This is a genomic window from Streptococcus suis (assembly GCF_017601095.1).
Classification (GTDB): Bacteria; Bacillota; Bacilli; order Lactobacillales; family Streptococcaceae; genus Streptococcus; species Streptococcus suis_Z.
The window spans coordinates 256,878-271,909 of sequence record NZ_JAGFUX010000003.1 but is presented as its reverse complement, the minus strand read 5'-3'; the positions used below and the strand labels follow the sequence as shown (position 1 = coordinate 271,909).

General features: G+C 42.5%; 16 protein-coding genes, 2 tRNA genes and 1 rRNA gene. 15 read left to right on the top strand and 4 right to left on the bottom strand.

All coding sequences use genetic code 11. The annotated features are described in order from the left end of the window. The first annotated feature begins 11 nt into the window (after window positions 1-11). The 3 genes from rrf to J5566_RS04195 all read left to right on the top strand — a co-directional run bounded on the left by rrf (window position 12) and on the right by J5566_RS04195 (window position 299). Window positions 12-127, top strand: a 5S ribosomal RNA gene (gene rrf, locus J5566_RS04205). A 5-nt stretch (window positions 128-132) separates the two neighbouring features. Then, window positions 133-205: transfer RNA gene (locus tag J5566_RS04200), tRNA-Asn, on the top strand. A 22-nt stretch (window positions 206-227) separates the two neighbouring features. Next, window positions 228-299 (top strand) — tRNA-Glu (locus tag J5566_RS04195). Between the two features lie 92 nt (window positions 300-391). Here the strand turns inward: J5566_RS04195 and J5566_RS04190 are convergent. The 3 genes from J5566_RS04190 to recX all read right to left on the bottom strand — a co-directional run bounded on the left by J5566_RS04190 (window position 392) and on the right by recX (window position 2,139). Continuing rightward, complete coding sequence (locus J5566_RS04190) at window positions 392-712, bottom strand: DUF960 domain-containing protein (RefSeq protein WP_208562213.1); 321 nt, start codon at window positions 710-712, stop codon at window positions 392-394. A gap of 43 nt (window positions 713-755) precedes the next feature. Continuing rightward, complete coding sequence (gene ntdP / locus J5566_RS04185; protein WP_158455568.1) at window positions 756-1,289, bottom strand: nucleoside tri-diphosphate phosphatase; 534 nt, start codon at window positions 1,287-1,289, stop codon at window positions 756-758. Window positions 1,290-1,362: 73 nt separating this feature from the next. Then, window positions 1,363-2,139 (bottom strand): recombination regulator RecX, encoded by a 777-nt coding sequence (gene recX / locus J5566_RS04180; protein WP_208562212.1) that lies wholly within the window; start codon window positions 2,137-2,139, stop codon window positions 1,363-1,365. A gap of 37 nt (window positions 2,140-2,176) precedes the next feature. Between recX and rlmD the strand changes: the two genes are divergently transcribed. Together rlmD and J5566_RS04170 are read left to right on the top strand one after the other, a co-directional pair. After that, entirely contained in the window at window positions 2,177-3,541 is a 1,365-nt protein-coding gene (gene rlmD, locus J5566_RS04175) for a 23S rRNA (uracil(1939)-C(5))-methyltransferase RlmD (protein ID WP_208562211.1), read from the top strand. A 113-nt stretch (window positions 3,542-3,654) separates the two neighbouring features. Further along, a complete protein-coding gene (locus tag J5566_RS04170; protein ID WP_208562210.1) occupies window positions 3,655-4,398 on the top strand; it encodes a GntR family transcriptional regulator in 744 nt (247 codons plus the stop codon). A gap of 16 nt (window positions 4,399-4,414) precedes the next feature. Here J5566_RS04170 and J5566_RS04165 read toward each other — a convergent pair whose 3' ends face one another. Beyond that, window positions 4,415-5,122, bottom strand: coding sequence for a GntR family transcriptional regulator (locus J5566_RS04165; protein ID WP_208562209.1), 708 nt, complete (start codon window positions 5,120-5,122; stop codon window positions 4,415-4,417). 173 nt (window positions 5,123-5,295) lie between these two features. Here J5566_RS04165 and J5566_RS04160 point away from each other — a divergent pair, with 173 nt between their 5' ends. From J5566_RS04160 to J5566_RS04115, 10 genes are all read left to right on the top strand, one after another. Next, window positions 5,296-7,068 (top strand): glycoside hydrolase family 35 protein, encoded by a 1,773-nt coding sequence (locus tag J5566_RS04160; RefSeq protein WP_208562208.1) that lies wholly within the window; start codon window positions 5,296-5,298, stop codon window positions 7,066-7,068. Window positions 7,069-7,084: 16 nt separating this feature from the next. Next, window positions 7,085-7,570: a PTS system mannose/fructose/N-acetylgalactosamine-transporter subunit IIB gene (locus J5566_RS04155; RefSeq protein ID WP_158455548.1), complete on the top strand. Its 486-nt coding sequence runs from the start codon at window positions 7,085-7,087 to the stop codon at window positions 7,568-7,570. Between the two features lie 39 nt (window positions 7,571-7,609). Continuing rightward, window positions 7,610-8,506 (top strand): PTS sugar transporter subunit IIC, encoded by an 897-nt coding sequence (locus J5566_RS04150; RefSeq protein WP_208562223.1) that lies wholly within the window; start codon window positions 7,610-7,612, stop codon window positions 8,504-8,506. Further along, a complete protein-coding gene (locus J5566_RS04145; RefSeq protein ID WP_208562207.1) occupies window positions 8,493-9,311 on the top strand; it encodes a PTS system mannose/fructose/sorbose family transporter subunit IID in 819 nt (272 codons plus the stop codon). Before J5566_RS04150 ends, J5566_RS04145 begins: the two co-directional genes overlap by 14 nt. Continuing rightward, the gene (locus tag J5566_RS04140) at window positions 9,311-9,712 is read left to right on the top strand and encodes a PTS sugar transporter subunit IIA (protein WP_208562206.1); all 402 of its coding nucleotides are present in this window, start codon (window positions 9,311-9,313) and stop codon (window positions 9,710-9,712) included. The genes J5566_RS04145 and J5566_RS04140 overlap by 1 nt, the downstream gene beginning before the upstream one ends. A 170-nt stretch (window positions 9,713-9,882) precedes the next feature. Then, window positions 9,883-10,878: an aldose epimerase family protein gene (locus tag J5566_RS04135; protein ID WP_208562205.1), complete on the top strand. Its 996-nt coding sequence runs from the start codon at window positions 9,883-9,885 to the stop codon at window positions 10,876-10,878. Between the two features lie 86 nt (window positions 10,879-10,964). Then, complete coding sequence (locus tag J5566_RS04130; RefSeq protein WP_208562204.1) at window positions 10,965-11,219, top strand: DUF1912 family protein; 255 nt, start codon at window positions 10,965-10,967, stop codon at window positions 11,217-11,219. Window positions 11,220-11,239: 20 nt separating this feature from the next. After that, the gene (locus tag J5566_RS04125) at window positions 11,240-11,626 is read left to right on the top strand and encodes a helix-hairpin-helix domain-containing protein (protein ID WP_208562203.1); all 387 of its coding nucleotides are present in this window, start codon (window positions 11,240-11,242) and stop codon (window positions 11,624-11,626) included. 247 nt (window positions 11,627-11,873) lie between these two features. Next, complete coding sequence (locus J5566_RS04120; protein WP_208562202.1) at window positions 11,874-12,263, top strand: VOC family protein; 390 nt, start codon at window positions 11,874-11,876, stop codon at window positions 12,261-12,263. 114 nt (window positions 12,264-12,377) lie between these two features. Then, complete coding sequence (locus J5566_RS04115; RefSeq protein WP_208562201.1) at window positions 12,378-15,029, top strand: valine--tRNA ligase; 2,652 nt, start codon at window positions 12,378-12,380, stop codon at window positions 15,027-15,029. The last annotated feature ends 3 nt before the right edge of the window (window positions 15,030-15,032 follow it).

The following is a 15,032-nucleotide window of genomic DNA, read 5'->3' as shown; positions in this document are numbered from 1 at the left end:
AGACTCAGTAGTTAAGTGACGATAGCCTAGGAGATACACCTGTTCCCATGCCGAACACAGCAGTTAAGCCCTAGAACGCCTGAAGTAGTTGGGGGTTGCCCCCTGTGAGATACGGTAGTCGCTTAGCGTGAATCCGCCATAGCTCAGTTGGTAGAGCGCATGACTGTTAATCATGATGTCACAGGTTCGAGCCCTGTTGGCGGAGTAAAGAGAAATCTTTAGTTTATGGTCCGTTGGTCAAGGGGTTAAGACACCGCCTTTTCACGGCGGTAACACGGGTTCGAATCCCGTACGGACTATATTTAGAGCGTTAGCTCTTTTTTCTTGAAATTTTACTCAGTTTTGTTGCTTTCTAAATGCGTTTTAAAAACCCCAAGTTATCTTGGGGTTTTTAATCGTGATAATGTATTTCATCTGGGAGCAGAATGGTTTGGATTCCTTCTTTATCTATTACAAGGACTTTTGTTGGGTAGAAGGGATCAAAACGCTCTTTACTATCAATTAGAATGGAAATGGGTAGACTCTGGTGTTTAAAGTGAAACTGAATCTTTCCGTTTTTATTGAGAAGTTGAATTCGTAAGAGGTTCGGTAAAGGGAAGACTCCTTTTAAGTAATTGTCTATCAGATACCAAACTTGGTCAATGAGTTGGCCTGGTAATGAAGTAACAATGCCAAAACTAGCATATCGGCCCTTGGTTGTTGAAAATCCCATAATTTCCTTTCTATAGAAAAAACCTGTTAAACAGGTTTTGACTTTATCTACTTCGCAGTTCTAAATATCGTTTGTACCAAATATTGACATAAGCTGGTGAGAATGGCCCTTTTTGGTTATTAATCCAATCAACGAGGATTTTGACATTTTCTTTTAGAATAAAATCAATGTCTTCAGGGTACTGCATGAGTTTTCGGTGCTTTTCATATTCATCAACATCAAGTAGTCTTTTTTCTCCATCAGCAAAAACCTTAACATCCAAGTCATAATCGATGTATTTTAAGGCTTCGTTGTCGAGGATATAAGGACTAGCTAAATTGCAATAATAGGAAACGCCATTGTCTCGAATCATAGCAATGATATTGAACCAGTATTTTTTATGAAAATAGACAATTGCAGGTTCTCTGGTAACCCAGCGTCTGCCATCATTTTCTGTGACCAATGTATGATTGTTCACACCAATAATAGCATTTTCTGTTGTTTTTAGTACCATGGTGTCTCTCCACGAGCGGTGGAGTTCGCCATCATGTTTATAACTTTGAATTGTAATAAAGTCGCCTTCTTTTGGTAATTTCACTTGGCTACCAACTTTCTACAATTACAATTTTATCTCCACCATTATATCATATTTTTGTCTTCGGTGGTAGATTTTACATATATTCTCTTAAGGCTCTTTTTATTTTATCGTAATCATATCCTTTTCTCAGAAGATAGCGGATGATTTTTTGTTCTAAGGAATAATCAGTATCCGTTCGGCTATATTTTCTGTAGGCCTTGTCTAATTCTTTGTTTAGTAAGGTTTCCTGTTCTTGCTCATCTTGCACCCATTCTATTTTTTGGAGTGCTTTGTCAGCTTCTTTATTTTCGAATCCCTTTAATAAAAGTCCTTGTTTTACTTTCTGTTTTAAGGCTCGATCAGAATACTTGCCTAAGTATTTTTTGTGTAGTTTTTTTGCTACTTTTTCGGCAATTTCATCAAATTCTTCTAACTCTAAGCAAGCCTCAATGATATGCTTAGAAATTCCTTTTTGATACAGTTTTTGTCTTAGTGCTTGTGGGCCCTTGTCTCCAGAAAGGGCATTTTGAAAGAGGACTTGTTGGACATAGTCCTGGTCGTCTATCCAATTTTCTTCCTGGAGTTTGTGTAAGATGTCAGGGATGGTGAGGGGATCGACGTCATGTTTTTCAAGATAGGTTTCGACTTCTTTTTTCGTTCTCTTTTTAAAATAGAGGTAGTATAGAGCCAGGTTTTTTCCATAAGAGAATTGTGCGAACTGTATCAGTTCTTTCCATTCATGTTCGCTGATTTCTTTTCCTTTGGTGAGGAAAAATCGCACAATTGTATCTTCAGTAATATAGGCTTGTTTGTTCTGGTCTGTTTCTAGGAGGTAGAGGCGTTTCTTCTTTTCTAACTTTGTGATTTTCATTCTTTCATTATACCGAAAATTTAGGTAAAATAGTAGTATGAGATTAGAAGTCAAACAGCGGATTCCGCTGAAAATCAAGCGAATGGGCATCAATGGTGAGGGAATTGGTTTCTATCAGAAGACTCTTGTTTTTGTGCCTGGCGCTTTAAAGGGTGAAGAGGTTTATTGTCAAATCACTTCTGTCAAACGGAATTTTGTGGAAGCGCGGTTGCTGAAGGTGAACAAGGCTTCAAAGTTTCGGGTGGAGCCTGCTTGTGAGATTTACCAGGCTTGTGGTGGCTGCCAGATTATGCACCTCCGCTATGATAAGCAATTGGATTTTAAAGCAGATTTGTTGAAGCAAGCTTTGAAGAAATTTCAACCGAGTGGTTATGAAGACTATCCGATATTGGAGACGATTGGGATGGACCAACCTAGCCACTATCGGGCTAAGCTGCAATTTCAAACGCGTCTGTTTAAGGGCGAGGTTCATGCGGGGCTTTATGCTGAAAATTCCCATCGTTTGATTCCAATTCAAGATTGTTTGGTCCAGGATCAGACGACCCAGCGCATAATAAATGTAGTAGCAGATTTATTGACCAAACATCGAATTCCTATCTATGATGAACGTAAAATCCAGGGGATTCGGACGGTCATGGTGCGTCGGGCAAGACAGACAGGGCAGGTCCAATTAATTTTTGTGACTTCCTGTCAGGTGAATTTGACCAAGTTGATTCAAGATTTAGTTGAAATCTTTCCTGAGATTGTAACGGTTGCTCTCAACTGGAACAAGAAAAAATCAAGTGATATTTATGGGGAGCGAACGGATATTCTGTGGGGACAAGATGCCATTTCTGAAGCTGTTTTGGACTTCGAGTTTTCCTTGTCACCTCGGGCATTTTACCAATTGAACCCGCAACAGACAGAAGTTCTCTATGGGGAGGCTGTTAAGGCCTTGGACTTAAGGGGCGATGAAAACTTGATTGATGCATACTGTGGAGTAGGGACTATCGGTTTTGCCTTTGCACGAAAGGTTAAGTCTGTTCGAGGAATGGACATCATACCAGAAGCAATTGAGGATGCAAAGGTCAACGCTAAGAGAATGGGTTTAACCAATACCCACTATGAAGCTGGTAAGGCTGAAGTGATTATTCCTAAGTGGTATCAGGAAGGTTATCGTGCTGATGCCCTGGTGGTGGATCCTCCTCGGACTGGCCTGGATGAAAAACTTCTCAAAACAATTTTGAAGTTCAAGCCAGCTAAAATGGTCTATGTTTCCTGCAATGTTTCGACCTTGGCTCGAGATTTGGTTGAACTTACAAAAGCTTATCAGGTAGAATATATCCAATCCGTTGATATGTTTCCTCATACTGCACGAACAGAGGCGGTTGTGAAACTGACGCGCTTAGAAAAAATGAAATGAGAAATAGAGTAACACTACTCTATTTTTTTGTCTTGAAATAGTATATTCTCTTGATTTTCTTTTTAGAATAACATATACTAAAAGTGGTTATAACCAATAAAGGAGGCTCTTCTATGTTTGACAGTACCAGTGATAAGCCCCTCTATCTCCAATTGGTAGATGTGCTAGAGTTGAAAATTCGAGAAACAATGAAGCCCAATGAAAAGCTCTTTTCGGAAAGAGAATTGACTCAGCTATATGGTGTCAGTCGAATAACGGTACGATTAGCCCTACAGGAATTAGAAAAACGTGGCTTTGTCTACAAAAAACATGGAAAAGGTACTTACGTTTCTGAGATTTTGGAACCAGCTGTGGATTTGTCAACGGCCTACAGTTTTACCGATCAAATGAGGAAAATGGGCAAACGACCTCAGACTAAGATTCTGTCTTTTCGTACTATCGAAGCCTCAGACTTCCTTGCAGATCAATTGCAGGTGGAAATTGGTTCAGCTATTATCGAATTGGAGCGTTTGCGCTTGGCAGACGGAATTGCCATGATGTTGGAGAGGACCTATTTACCCTATCTCTTGTTTGAAAATCTGACAGTTGCTGCTTTGGAGCGTAAGCCTCTCTATGAGTTATTTTCAGAAGAATTCGGACAAACGGTTCGGCTGGCGGAAGAAGAGTTTTACGCTAGCATTGCTCTCGAAAATGAAGCTAAGCTACTGGAGATAAAAAGTGGTAGTCCAGTCTTGCACTTAATTCGAAAGACCTTTAATAATAAAAATCGGATGATTGAGTATACCTTTAGTATTGCTAGGGCAGACTTGTTCCGCTATAAAATCAGCCATGTGAGAAGTGAAGAAAAAAAGAATTAGGTTTCCTAATTCTTTTTTAACGTCTATTAGCAGCGATTTCAATTTTGAAGTATTTCCAATGTTTAAAAGTTTCTACATACTCAAGAACTTCGTTGCTGCCACTCTTTTGTGTTACTTTTGTTTGGAAAACAGCTGGTTCACCAATAGTTAGTTTTAAGTGGTCGGCTGCAAATGCTGGAATTGGAACAACTTCGTTGATTTCGACAAAGGGTTCTTCAGACATGTGAATGTTGAAATCAAGCTTGAAGCGTTGGTAAAGTGACTGGAAGTGTTGCAAGTCAGCAGATGGTTGCTGGATATAGCGAGCAGGAATGTGTGACTGCTGGTAGATATATGGCGTGTCACCTGCAATACGAACACGGACAATCTTGTAGTAGAAGTCAGATTTATCAAGCTCTAATTTTTCTAGGATCTGTGGGTCATTTCCTTTTTCGCAAGAAATCACTACAACGGATTCAGTTTCAAGTGGGAAAATCTCAATATCAGAAAACTCTACGAGTTTTCCTTTACGAGAGCGAGAGACAAAGGTTCCCTTTCCTTGCTGACGAATCAAATAGCCATCCTTAACCAGCTCATTCACAGCACGGATAACAGTAATAGAACTTACGTTGAAAATTTTGGTTAATTCTGACTCAGTATAGAATTTGTCCCCATTTTCAAATTTTCCAGAAATAATTTGTTGTCGCAGGTCGTTTTGGACCAGCTGATACTTAGGTACTTTCATAGTTTGTTTCCTTTCTATTCCTAATCTTTTCCCTTCTACCTTATTATACTAAATAGTTTAAAAAAAGAAAAATATAAAATAAATAAATTTTTTTCAAAAAAAGACTGGACATAACCAGTTATTCGTGTTAATATATTGATAGAAAAAGAAAACGGTTACAGCGGAGGTTGAAAATGAAGGATTTTCAAATAAAAGATGATTTCTATTTAGATGGAAAACCTTTTAAAATTTTATCTGGAGCTATTCATTACTTCAGAGTCCATCCAGACGACTGGTACCATTCTTTGTATAATCTAAAGGCTATGGGCTTCAACACTGTTGAAACCTATGTTCCCTGGAATCTGCATGAACCTCAAAAAGGTCAGTTTGATTTTAGTGGCATTCTTGATTTAGAAGCCTTCTTAGATTTGGCCCAAGAACTTGGGCTATACAGCATTGTTCGTCCTTCCCCCTATATTTGTGCGGAGTGGGAGTGGGGTGGCTTACCAGCTTGGCTAATGACGGAAGATCTTCAAGTTCGTTCCAGCGATGCAACCTACTTGAAGCATTTAGACGATTATTACGCTTTTCTACTTCCTAAGTTAGTCAAGCGCCAACTCTCCCACCAAGGCACAATCCTCATGTTCCAGGTGGAGAATGAATATGGTTCCTACGGTGAAGAGAAGGAATACCTGAGAGCTGTTGGTCGGTTGATGAGAAAACACGGTTTGACTGCTCCATTCTTTACATCAGATGGTCCATGGCGTGGAACCTTGAGAGCAGGGACACTCATTGCAGATGACATCCTGGTGACAGGAAACTTTGGCTCACGAGCGAAAGAGAATTTCAAGCAGATGCAAGATTTCTTCGATGAGTATGGCAAGAAATGGCCACTCATGTGTATGGAATTTTGGGATGGTTGGTTTAACCGTTGGGGTGACGAAATCATTCGTCGGGACCCTGTCGAACTGGCAGAAGCAGTGATGGAATGTATTGAACTAGGTTCTATAAACCTCTACATGTTCCATGGAGGAACCAACTTTGGTTTCATGAATGGTTGTTCCGCTCGAGGCCAAATTGATTTACCACAGGTGACCTCATATGATTACGATGCCATCTTAGATGAGGCGGGAAATCCAACCCGTAAGTTCTATGAAATTCAGTCTCGCTTGAAAGCTGCATATCCAGACATCGACATTGCAGAGCCATTGATCAAAGAAGCTAAAGCCTATCCACAGATGGAATTAGTTGAAAAAGTTGGTCTCTTTGACAATCTGGATATTCTATCAAGCAAACACCAATCCTTCTATCCAAAAAATATGGAAGCTCTTGGTCAATCCACTGGTTACATCCTTTATCGAACTGAGATTGAGAGAGATAAGGAAGAGCCAGAACGCTTTAGAGTGATTGATGGTCGTGACAGGATTCAGGTTTATGCAGATGGCCAGCTAGTGGCAACCCAATACCAAACAGAGATTGGGGACGACATTGAGCTCCATATGCCAAACAAACAGGCAGAGTTGACTATTTTAGTTGAAAATATGGGGCGTGTCAATTACGGTCACAAGCTTACTTCCCCAACCCAGTCCAAGGGTCTTGGTCGAGGAGCCATGGCAGATCTTCATTATATCGGAAATTGGGACATCTACCCATTGCCACTAAATGATGTCAGTCAACTGGATTACAGCCTTACCTGGACAGAAGGGCAACCAGCCTTCTACCGCTTTACTTGTCAGATCGATGAGCTGGCGGATACCTATTTGGATATGACAGGCTTTGGTAAGGGTGTTGTATTTGTTAATAATGTTAATATTGGTCGTTTCTGGGAAAAAGGTCCAATCCTTTATCTCTATATACCAAAAGGATACTTAAAGAAAGGAGAAAATGAAATAGTCGTCTTCGAAACAGAAGGCACATATAGCGATAAGATTCGTTTTTCACAGAAACCCGTTTATAAAGATTTATGATGAAAAGGAGAAATATATGACAATTGTAGCTGCGCGTATTGATGGACGCTTGATACATGGTCAGGTTGCCAATCTTTGGACAACAAAATTGAACATTGGACGCATCATGGTAATTGATGATGCAGTTGCCCAAAATGATATTGAAAAACAAGGCTTGAAACTTGCCGTTCCACCAGGAGTGAAGTTATCCATCTTGCCGATTGAAAAAGCGGCAAACAATATCAAAGAAGGCAAATATGACAGCCAACGTCTCTTGATTGTGGCACGTCGTCCAGAAAACTTCCTTCGCTTGGTTGAGTACGGAGTTGACCTTCCTGAACTAAACGTTGGAAATATGTCTCAAAGCCCTGAAACTCGTTCAGTAACCCGCTCAATCAACGTTGTTGATAAGGACATCGCTGATTTCGATGCCTTGGTTGCAAAAGGTGTGAAATTGATTGCCCAAATGGTGCCAGGTGACACACCAAAAGACTTTATGCCTTTGTTGGATAAAGTAAGATAATTTACGGATATTTTTGAAAAATTTTAAAGGAGGATCACTATTATGCAATGGTGGCAAATATTACTTCTAACGCTCTACTCAGCTTATCAGATCTGTGATGAGTTGACAATTGTATCGTCAGCAGGTTCACCTGTGTTTGCAGGTTTCATCTCTGGTTTGATCATGGGTGATTTGGCAACTGGTTTGACAATCGGAGCGTCTCTTCAATTGATGGTACTCGGTGTGGGTACTTTCGGTGGTGCATCTCGTATCGACGCAACTTCTGGTGCGGTTCTTGCAACAGCCTTCTCAGTATCACAAGGTATTGATCCAGAATTGGCTGTAGCAACAATCGCGGTTCCAGTAGCAGCACTCCTTGTCTATACAGATATCGCTGGTCGTTTCTCAACTACTTACTTCGCACACCGTGTGGATGCAGCGGTTGAAAAATTTGACTACGCAGCAATCGAACGTAACTACCTTCTCGGTGCTATCCCATGGGCACTCTCTCGTGCACTCCCTGTATTCCTTGCTCTTGCATTCGGTGGTGAATTCGTAGATGCAATGGTACAAGCTATCCAACAATATCAATGGGTTGCAAACGGTTTGACATTGGCTGCTCGTATGCTTCCAGGTCTTGGTTTCGCTATCCTTCTTCACTACCTTCCACTTAAACGCAACCTTCACTACTTGGCAGTAGGTTTTGCCCTTACAGCTATGTTGACTGTTCTTTACGGTAACGTATCTGCATTGGGTGGCGCTGTGGCTGGCATCGTTGGTACTCTTCCAGAAGATTCTGGTGTAGCATTTGTAAACAACTTCAAAGGTTTGTCAATGATTGGTATTGCCATTATTGGTATCTTCCTTGCAGTATTACACTATATCAACGGCCAAAAAGTAGCAGTAGTTGCTCCATCAAATTCAGAAAGTGGGGAAATTGACGATGACGAAATCTAATTACAAATTAACAAAAGAAGATTTTAATCAAATCAACAAACGTAGCTTGTTCACTTACCAACTTGGTTGGAACTATGAGCGCATGCAAGGTTCAGGTTACCTTTATATGATCTTGCCACAACTTCGTAAAATGTACGGAGATGGCACTCCTGAATTGAAAGAAATGATGAAATTGCATACGCAATTCTTCAATACTTCACCATTCTTCCATACTATCATCACAGGTATTGACTTGGCTTTGGAAGAAAGCGACGGTGTTGCTTCTAAAGATGCGGTTAACGGTATCAAGACTGGTTTGATGGGTCCATTCGCACCGATTGGTGACTCAATCTTTGGTTCATTGGTTCCAGCAATCATGGGTACTGTTGCAGCGACAATGGCTAGCCAAGGTTCACCTGTTGGTATCTTCCTCTGGATGGCAGTAGCAGTTGTGTATGACATCTTCCGTTGGAAACAATTGGAAATTGCTTACAAAGAAGGTACTAAACTCATCACAACCATGCGCGACCGTCTGACTGCTCTTGTGGATGCAGCTTCTGTACTCGGTGTGTTCATGTTGGGTGCTTTGATTGCAACAATGATCAACTTTGAAGTTTCTTGGGCTCCAACTGTTGGTGAAAAATTGATTGATGTTCAAGACTTGTTGAACACAATCTTCCCACGTTTGGTTCCAGCAATCTTCACAGGATTTGTATTCTGGTTGCTTGGCCGTAAAGGCATGACTTCTACTAAAGCTATCTTGATTATCATTGCACTTGCAGTTGGACTTTCTGCAATCGGTCACTTCGTGTTTGGTATGGCTTAATGGTTAAAAGTTTAATTTTAGTTAGTCATGGTCTCTTCTGTGAAGAGTTGAAAAAATCAACTGAGATGATTATGGGTCCTCAAGAGGATATCTACACAGTTGCACTCTTACCAGAAGAAGGTCCAGAAGATTTTCAACGAAAATTTGAAGAGACAATTGCTCACTTAGATGACTTCGTAGTCTTTGCTGACCTACTCGGAGGAACACCTGCCAATGTAGTTTCACGGAAAATCATTGAAGGTCAATCATTCCATCTCTATGCTGGTATGAACATGCCAATGATTATCGGTTACCTAAACGGTGTCCTGCTCGGCGAGGAAGTTGACTATGTTGAATTTGGTGCAACAAATATCCAGCATGTCAATGACTTGTTGATCAGTTCAGACGACGAAGATGAGTGAAAAACTCCAGTGTAGTTTTTCGGCCCGATCCTCAAAGTAAAGAGGAACGGTATCTTCTAAGGAGAGTTATAGCGCTACCTAGCAATACAAAGGCAGTCGCTATATGAATTGGCTTTAAGTATCCTAAGGGGGCCTAGTCACTAGGTTCCCTTATTTTTTGGAGGTATGCTATGCAAATTGAAGATTTTGGTCGAGAAGCCAAGTTATTTATTCTGAAAAATGACAATGGCTTGCGCGTTTCTGTGACAAACTTTGGAGCACGTATCGTCAAGATAGAAGTTCCAGCCGAGCAAGATGGAGACTATCGCAACGTTTCATTGGCTTGTTCTTCAGTCGAGGACTACTTGGAATTGGATCCCTATGTAGGTGCATCTATCGTACCAGTAGCAGGGCGGATCTCAGGTGCGCGTGTTCAAATTGCAGGTAAGGATTATGCCTTGACAGAAAATGAGCCAGGTCGAACCTTACATGGTGGCGTAAATACAGCTAATCTAAGAAACTGGGAATGGGAAAGCAATGATAAGGATGAAGTACTTTTTTCAACAGTTTTAGAAGATGGTTTCAATGGTTTTCCAGGGCGAATTGAGGTTGGTGTACGCTATCGATTGTCAACTAGCAATGATATTTATGTCGATTATTTCGCAAAATCAGACAAGGATACAATTTTTAATCCGACCAATCATGTCTATTTCAACTTGTCTGGGCAATTTTTTGAGAGCATTGGTCAACACCAGTTGAAGATTGCAGCGGATTATTTTGTGCCGCTAGGAGAAGATAATCTACCAATTGGTGAGTTTGCGGCGGTTGATGGAACTCCGTTTGATTTTAGAGAGTTTGCTCCATTTGACACAGGATTTTCTTCGGACCATGAGCAGATCAACTTGGTAAAAGGTTATGACCATCCTTGGAAATTGTCTCAACAAGAGTCAGCTGTAGAGGTCTGGAGTCCGGATAGGAAGGTTGGTTTAGAAGTGTCAACGGACCAACCAGCTGCGGTAATTTATACCTATAATTTTCCACAGGAAAAACTGGCAGCCTATCATGGCGTTTTTAGTATGGAGTGCCAAGGTTTTCCCAATGCTTGTAATTTAGAAGGTTTTGGGTCTATCTTTTTAGCTGCTGGTGAGGAGTTTACATCACACACACGCTATCGTTTGAAATGGTAGAGGGGTTTCCCTCTACTTTTCTTATAGGCAAGGAGTTTGATTTGTGGTATAATGTTTCAGAATGCTTGATGAGAGAAGGTGAGAAGATGTCGAGAGAAGAACAATTTTTAAAAGAATTCGAAGCCTGGGTTGATAGCCAGTTGCTGATCAATGAGATGGCAATGGCAGAAAGCCGTCGAGCTGTCGAAGAAGATCAGGATGAGCGGGCAGCGGATGCTTATATTCGCTATGAGAGTAAATTAGATGCTTATCGCTTCATCAAAGGGAAATTTGGAAATTACGCGGCAGGAAAAGACTTTCACGACCTACCAGATGGTTTATTTGGTCAGCGGCATTATTAATAAGTTCGGAGAGATGAAAAATGGGAAAAAAGAGAGTAAATCGTAAAAAGCTTTTGAAAAAACAATTGGCAGATTTGAAACGTGCCGGTCGTGTAGGTCTTGAAAGAGCTGCAGAGGTCGTAGAGACAGTTGCTCACAAGGCTGAGGCTGCAGTAGAGCATGCTGTGGAACAAGTGAAAGAAGTTGTAACAGAGGTGACTTCTTCAGCGACTTCATTAGAAGACTTTTTGGCACTTCCTGAGTTGGAAGGCATTGCGGCAGCACGTTTGGAAACTTTCTACCAAGCAGGTATTCAAACTGTGGCTGATTTTGCAAACCACACAGAAAAAGAGCTCTTGGCTCTTAAAGGCATCGGTCCTGCAACTATCAAGCAGTTGAAGGAAAAAGGGATTGACTTGAAAGCTTAAATCCCTTGCTTTTCAAGGTGCAATTTGTTACAATAAAGCCAATCAGAGGTGTTTTGAGCCCCATTTGTCACAGGAAGCGGTGCTGCTGAGAAATCCGCACAAATGTCAAAACTGGTTGCTGATGATGTGAATCGAATAAGCAAAGTGCAGATAGTTATAGTCTATCTGAACAAGGGTGGTACCGCGGAATAATTTCGTCCCTGTCTAGCAAGTCTAGGCGGGGATTTTCATTTGGAAAGGAGAAGAAATGCTACATCATGTTGAAATTTACGTTTCTGACTTGGAAACCTCGCGTGCATTTTACGACTTTCTCCTGACCAAGCTGGGCTACTCGCTCTATCAGGAGTGGGAGGAAGGGCTATCTTATAAAAAAGCAGAGCAGTACCTGGTCTTTGTCCAAACGCCACAGGATTTCCTAGAGGCAGGTTATCACCGGTGCCGCACAGGCCTCAATCATCTAGCTTTTCATGCAGGAACACCTGATGATGTTGACCAATGGCGGAAGGAATTTTTGACCAGACGAGTCAAACTTCTCTACGATGACCGCTATCCCCACGCAGGAGGAGCAGACCACTACGCCCTCTATTTAGAAGATCCAGATGGGATAAAGATAGAGTTGGTGGGGGAGACGAAATAGCCAGCCCAAAGGACTGACTATTTCTAGGAGATTATATGAAAAAGAGTTGGGCTATTTCTAGCTTGAAGATAGTATAAGCCAATTTTCTTAAAAAATACTAAAGGAGAAAAACTAATGTCAAAAGAATTATCACCAAAATACAATCCAGCCGAGGTTGAGGCTGGTCGTTACCAAACTTGGTTGGACCAAGATGTCTTTAAGCCGTCAGGCGATGCGGAAGCTAAGCCTTATTCTATCGTCATTCCGCCGCCAAACGTAACCGGTAAGTTGCACTTGGGACACGCTTGGGATACCACCCTCCAAGATATTATCATCCGTCAAAAGCGTATGCAGGGCTTTGACACCCTCTGGCTTCCAGGTATGGACCACGCGGGGATTGCGACTCAGGCTAAGGTTGAGGAGCGCTTGCGGGAGCAAGGTGTGACCCGTTATGATCTTGGTCGTGAAAAATTCCTCGATAAGGTCTGGGAATGGAAGGATGAGTACGCAGCGACCATTCGTGAGCAATGGGGCAAGTTGGGTCTATCTTTGGACTACCAACGTGACCGCTTTACGCTGGACGAAGGCTTGTCGAAAGCCGTTCGTAAGGTCTTTGTAGAACTCTACAAAAAAGGCTGGATCTACCGTGGCGAATTTATCATCAACTGGGATCCAGCGGCTCGCACAGCCCTTTCTGACATCGAGGTTATTCACAAGGACGTAGAAGGTGCCTTCTACCATATGACCTATATGCTGGAGGACGGCTCACGTGGTCTTCAAGTTGCGACAACCCGTCCTGAAACCATGTTCGGTGACGTTGCGGTTGCGGTTAACCCAGAAGACCCACGCTATAAGGACTTGATTGGCAAAAATGTTATCCTGCCAATCGTCAACAAGCCTATCCCAATCGTTGCGGATGAACATGCAGATCCTGAATTTGGTACAGGGGTTGTGAAAATCACACCGGCCCACGATCCAAATGACTTCCTTGTCGGTCAACGCCACAATCTGCCACAAGTCAATGTCATGAACGATGACGGTACTATGAACGAGTTGGCGGGTGAATTTGCAGGTATGGACCGCTTTGAAGCCCGTAAGGCAACGGTTGCTAAGTTGCAAGAACTGGGGGCCCTTGTGGAAATCGAAAACCGTGTGCATTCCGTTGGTCACTCAGAGCGTACAGGTGTGGTAGTCGAGCCACGCTTGTCAACTCAATGGTTTGTTAAGATGGACCAGTTGGCTAAGAATGCCATTGCCAACCAAGACACTGCTGATAAGGTAGAATTTTACCCACCACGTTTCAACGATACCTTCCTACAATGGATGGAAAATGTACACGACTGGGTTATCTCGCGTCAGCTTTGGTGGGGTCATCAGATTCCAGCATGGTATAACGAATCTGGCGAAATGTATGTCGGAGAAGAGGCTCCAGCAGGTGACGGTTGGGTACAGGATGAGGATGTCCTAGATACCTGGTTCAGCTCTGCCCTTTGGCCATTCTCAACCATGGGCTGGCCTGACGAAAATGCGGCAGACTTCCAACGTTACTTCCCAACTTCAACCTTGGTAACAGGATACGACATCATCTTCTTCTGGGTGTCTCGTATGATTTTCCAATCGCTTGAGTTCACCGGCCGTCAGCCATTCAAGAACGTGCTGATCCACGGTTTGATCCGTGACGAAGAAGGGCGCAAGATGTCTAAATCACTCGGAAACGGGATTGACCCGATGGATGTCATCGAGAAATACGGTGCGGATGCTTTGCGTTGGTTCTTGTCAAACGGCTCTGCTCCTGGTCAGGATGTCCGTTTCTCTTATGAGAAGATGGACGCTTCTTGGAACTTCATCAACAAGATTTGGAACATTTCCCGCTACATCCTCATGAACAATGAAGGCTTGACCTTGGACGCGGCGCGTGAGAATATTGCCAAAGTCGCAGCTGGCGAGGCTGGTAACGTGACGGACCGCTGGATTCTCCACAACCTTAACGAAACCATTGCCAAGGTCACTGAAAACTTCGACAAGTTCGAGTTCGGTGTGGCTGGTCACATCCTCTACAACTTCATCTGGGAAGAGTTTGCCAACTGGTATGTGGAGCTGACCAAGGAAGTGCTTTATAGCGATAACGAGGCCGAGAAAGTCATGACTCGCTCTGTCCTTCTCTACACGCTGGACCAAATCCTTCGCCTCCTCCACCCAATCATGCCATTTGTGACGGAAGAAATCTTCGCCCAGTATGCAGAAGGCTCTATCGTGGTGGCAGCTTACCCTGTTGTCAACCCATCCTTTGAAAACGCTGAAGCACACAAGGGAGTGGAAAGCCTCAAGGACTTGATCCGTTCGGTGCGAAATAGCAGAGCAGAAGTCAATGTTGCGCCATCTAAGCCGATTACTATCTTGATTAAGACGGCTGATAGCGAGCTTGAAACCTTCTTCAAAGCCAACGAAAACTACATCCGCCGCTTTACAAATCCAGAATATCTGGAAATCAGCTCAAGTATTGCTGCACCAGAACTAGCCATGTCAGCCGTTATCACCGGTGCTGAAATCTTCTTGCCACTAGCCGACCTCCTCAACGTAGAAGAGGAGTTGGCTCGTCTGGACAAAGAACTTGCCAAATGGCAAAAAGAACTAGACATGGTCGGCAAAAAACTCAGCAACGAACGCTTCGTTGCCAACGCCAAACCAGAAGTCGTTGAAAAAGAAAAAGAAAAACAAGCCGACTACCAAGCAAAATACGATGCGACAGTAGGACGGATTGAAGAGATGAAGAAGTTGGTGGGGTAAAGT

Bases quoted from the DNA above. Each gene is read 5' to 3' on its own strand.
- J5566_RS04125 (WP_208562203.1), top strand. From the start codon at position 11,240: ATGGGAAAAAAGAGAGTAAATCGTAAAAAGCTTTTGAAAAAACAATTG.
- recX (WP_208562212.1), bottom strand. From the start codon at position 2,139: ATGAAAATCACAAAGTTAGAAAAGAAGAAACGCCTCTACCTCCTAGAA.
- J5566_RS04170 (WP_208562210.1), top strand. From the start codon at position 3,655: ATGTTTGACAGTACCAGTGATAAGCCCCTCTATCTCCAATTGGTAGAT.
- J5566_RS04135 (WP_208562205.1), top strand. From the start codon at position 9,883: ATGCAAATTGAAGATTTTGGTCGAGAAGCCAAGTTATTTATTCTGAAA.
- J5566_RS04160 (WP_208562208.1), top strand. From the start codon at position 5,296: ATGAAGGATTTTCAAATAAAAGATGATTTCTATTTAGATGGAAAACCT.
- J5566_RS04145 (WP_208562207.1), top strand. From the start codon at position 8,493: ATGACGAAATCTAATTACAAATTAACAAAAGAAGATTTTAATCAAATC.
- J5566_RS04165 (WP_208562209.1), bottom strand. From the start codon at position 5,122: ATGAAAGTACCTAAGTATCAGCTGGTCCAAAACGACCTGCGACAACAA.
- J5566_RS04140 (WP_208562206.1), top strand. From the start codon at position 9,311: ATGGTTAAAAGTTTAATTTTAGTTAGTCATGGTCTCTTCTGTGAAGAG.
- J5566_RS04115 (WP_208562201.1), top strand. From the start codon at position 12,378: ATGTCAAAAGAATTATCACCAAAATACAATCCAGCCGAGGTTGAGGCT.
- J5566_RS04120 (WP_208562202.1), top strand. From the start codon at position 11,874: ATGCTACATCATGTTGAAATTTACGTTTCTGACTTGGAAACCTCGCGT.
- J5566_RS04130 (WP_208562204.1), top strand. From the start codon at position 10,965: ATGTCGAGAGAAGAACAATTTTTAAAAGAATTCGAAGCCTGGGTTGAT.
- J5566_RS04155 (WP_158455548.1), top strand. From the start codon at position 7,085: ATGACAATTGTAGCTGCGCGTATTGATGGACGCTTGATACATGGTCAG.
- J5566_RS04190 (WP_208562213.1), bottom strand. From the start codon at position 712: ATGGGATTTTCAACAACCAAGGGCCGATATGCTAGTTTTGGCATTGTT.
- rlmD (WP_208562211.1), top strand. From the start codon at position 2,177: ATGAGATTAGAAGTCAAACAGCGGATTCCGCTGAAAATCAAGCGAATG.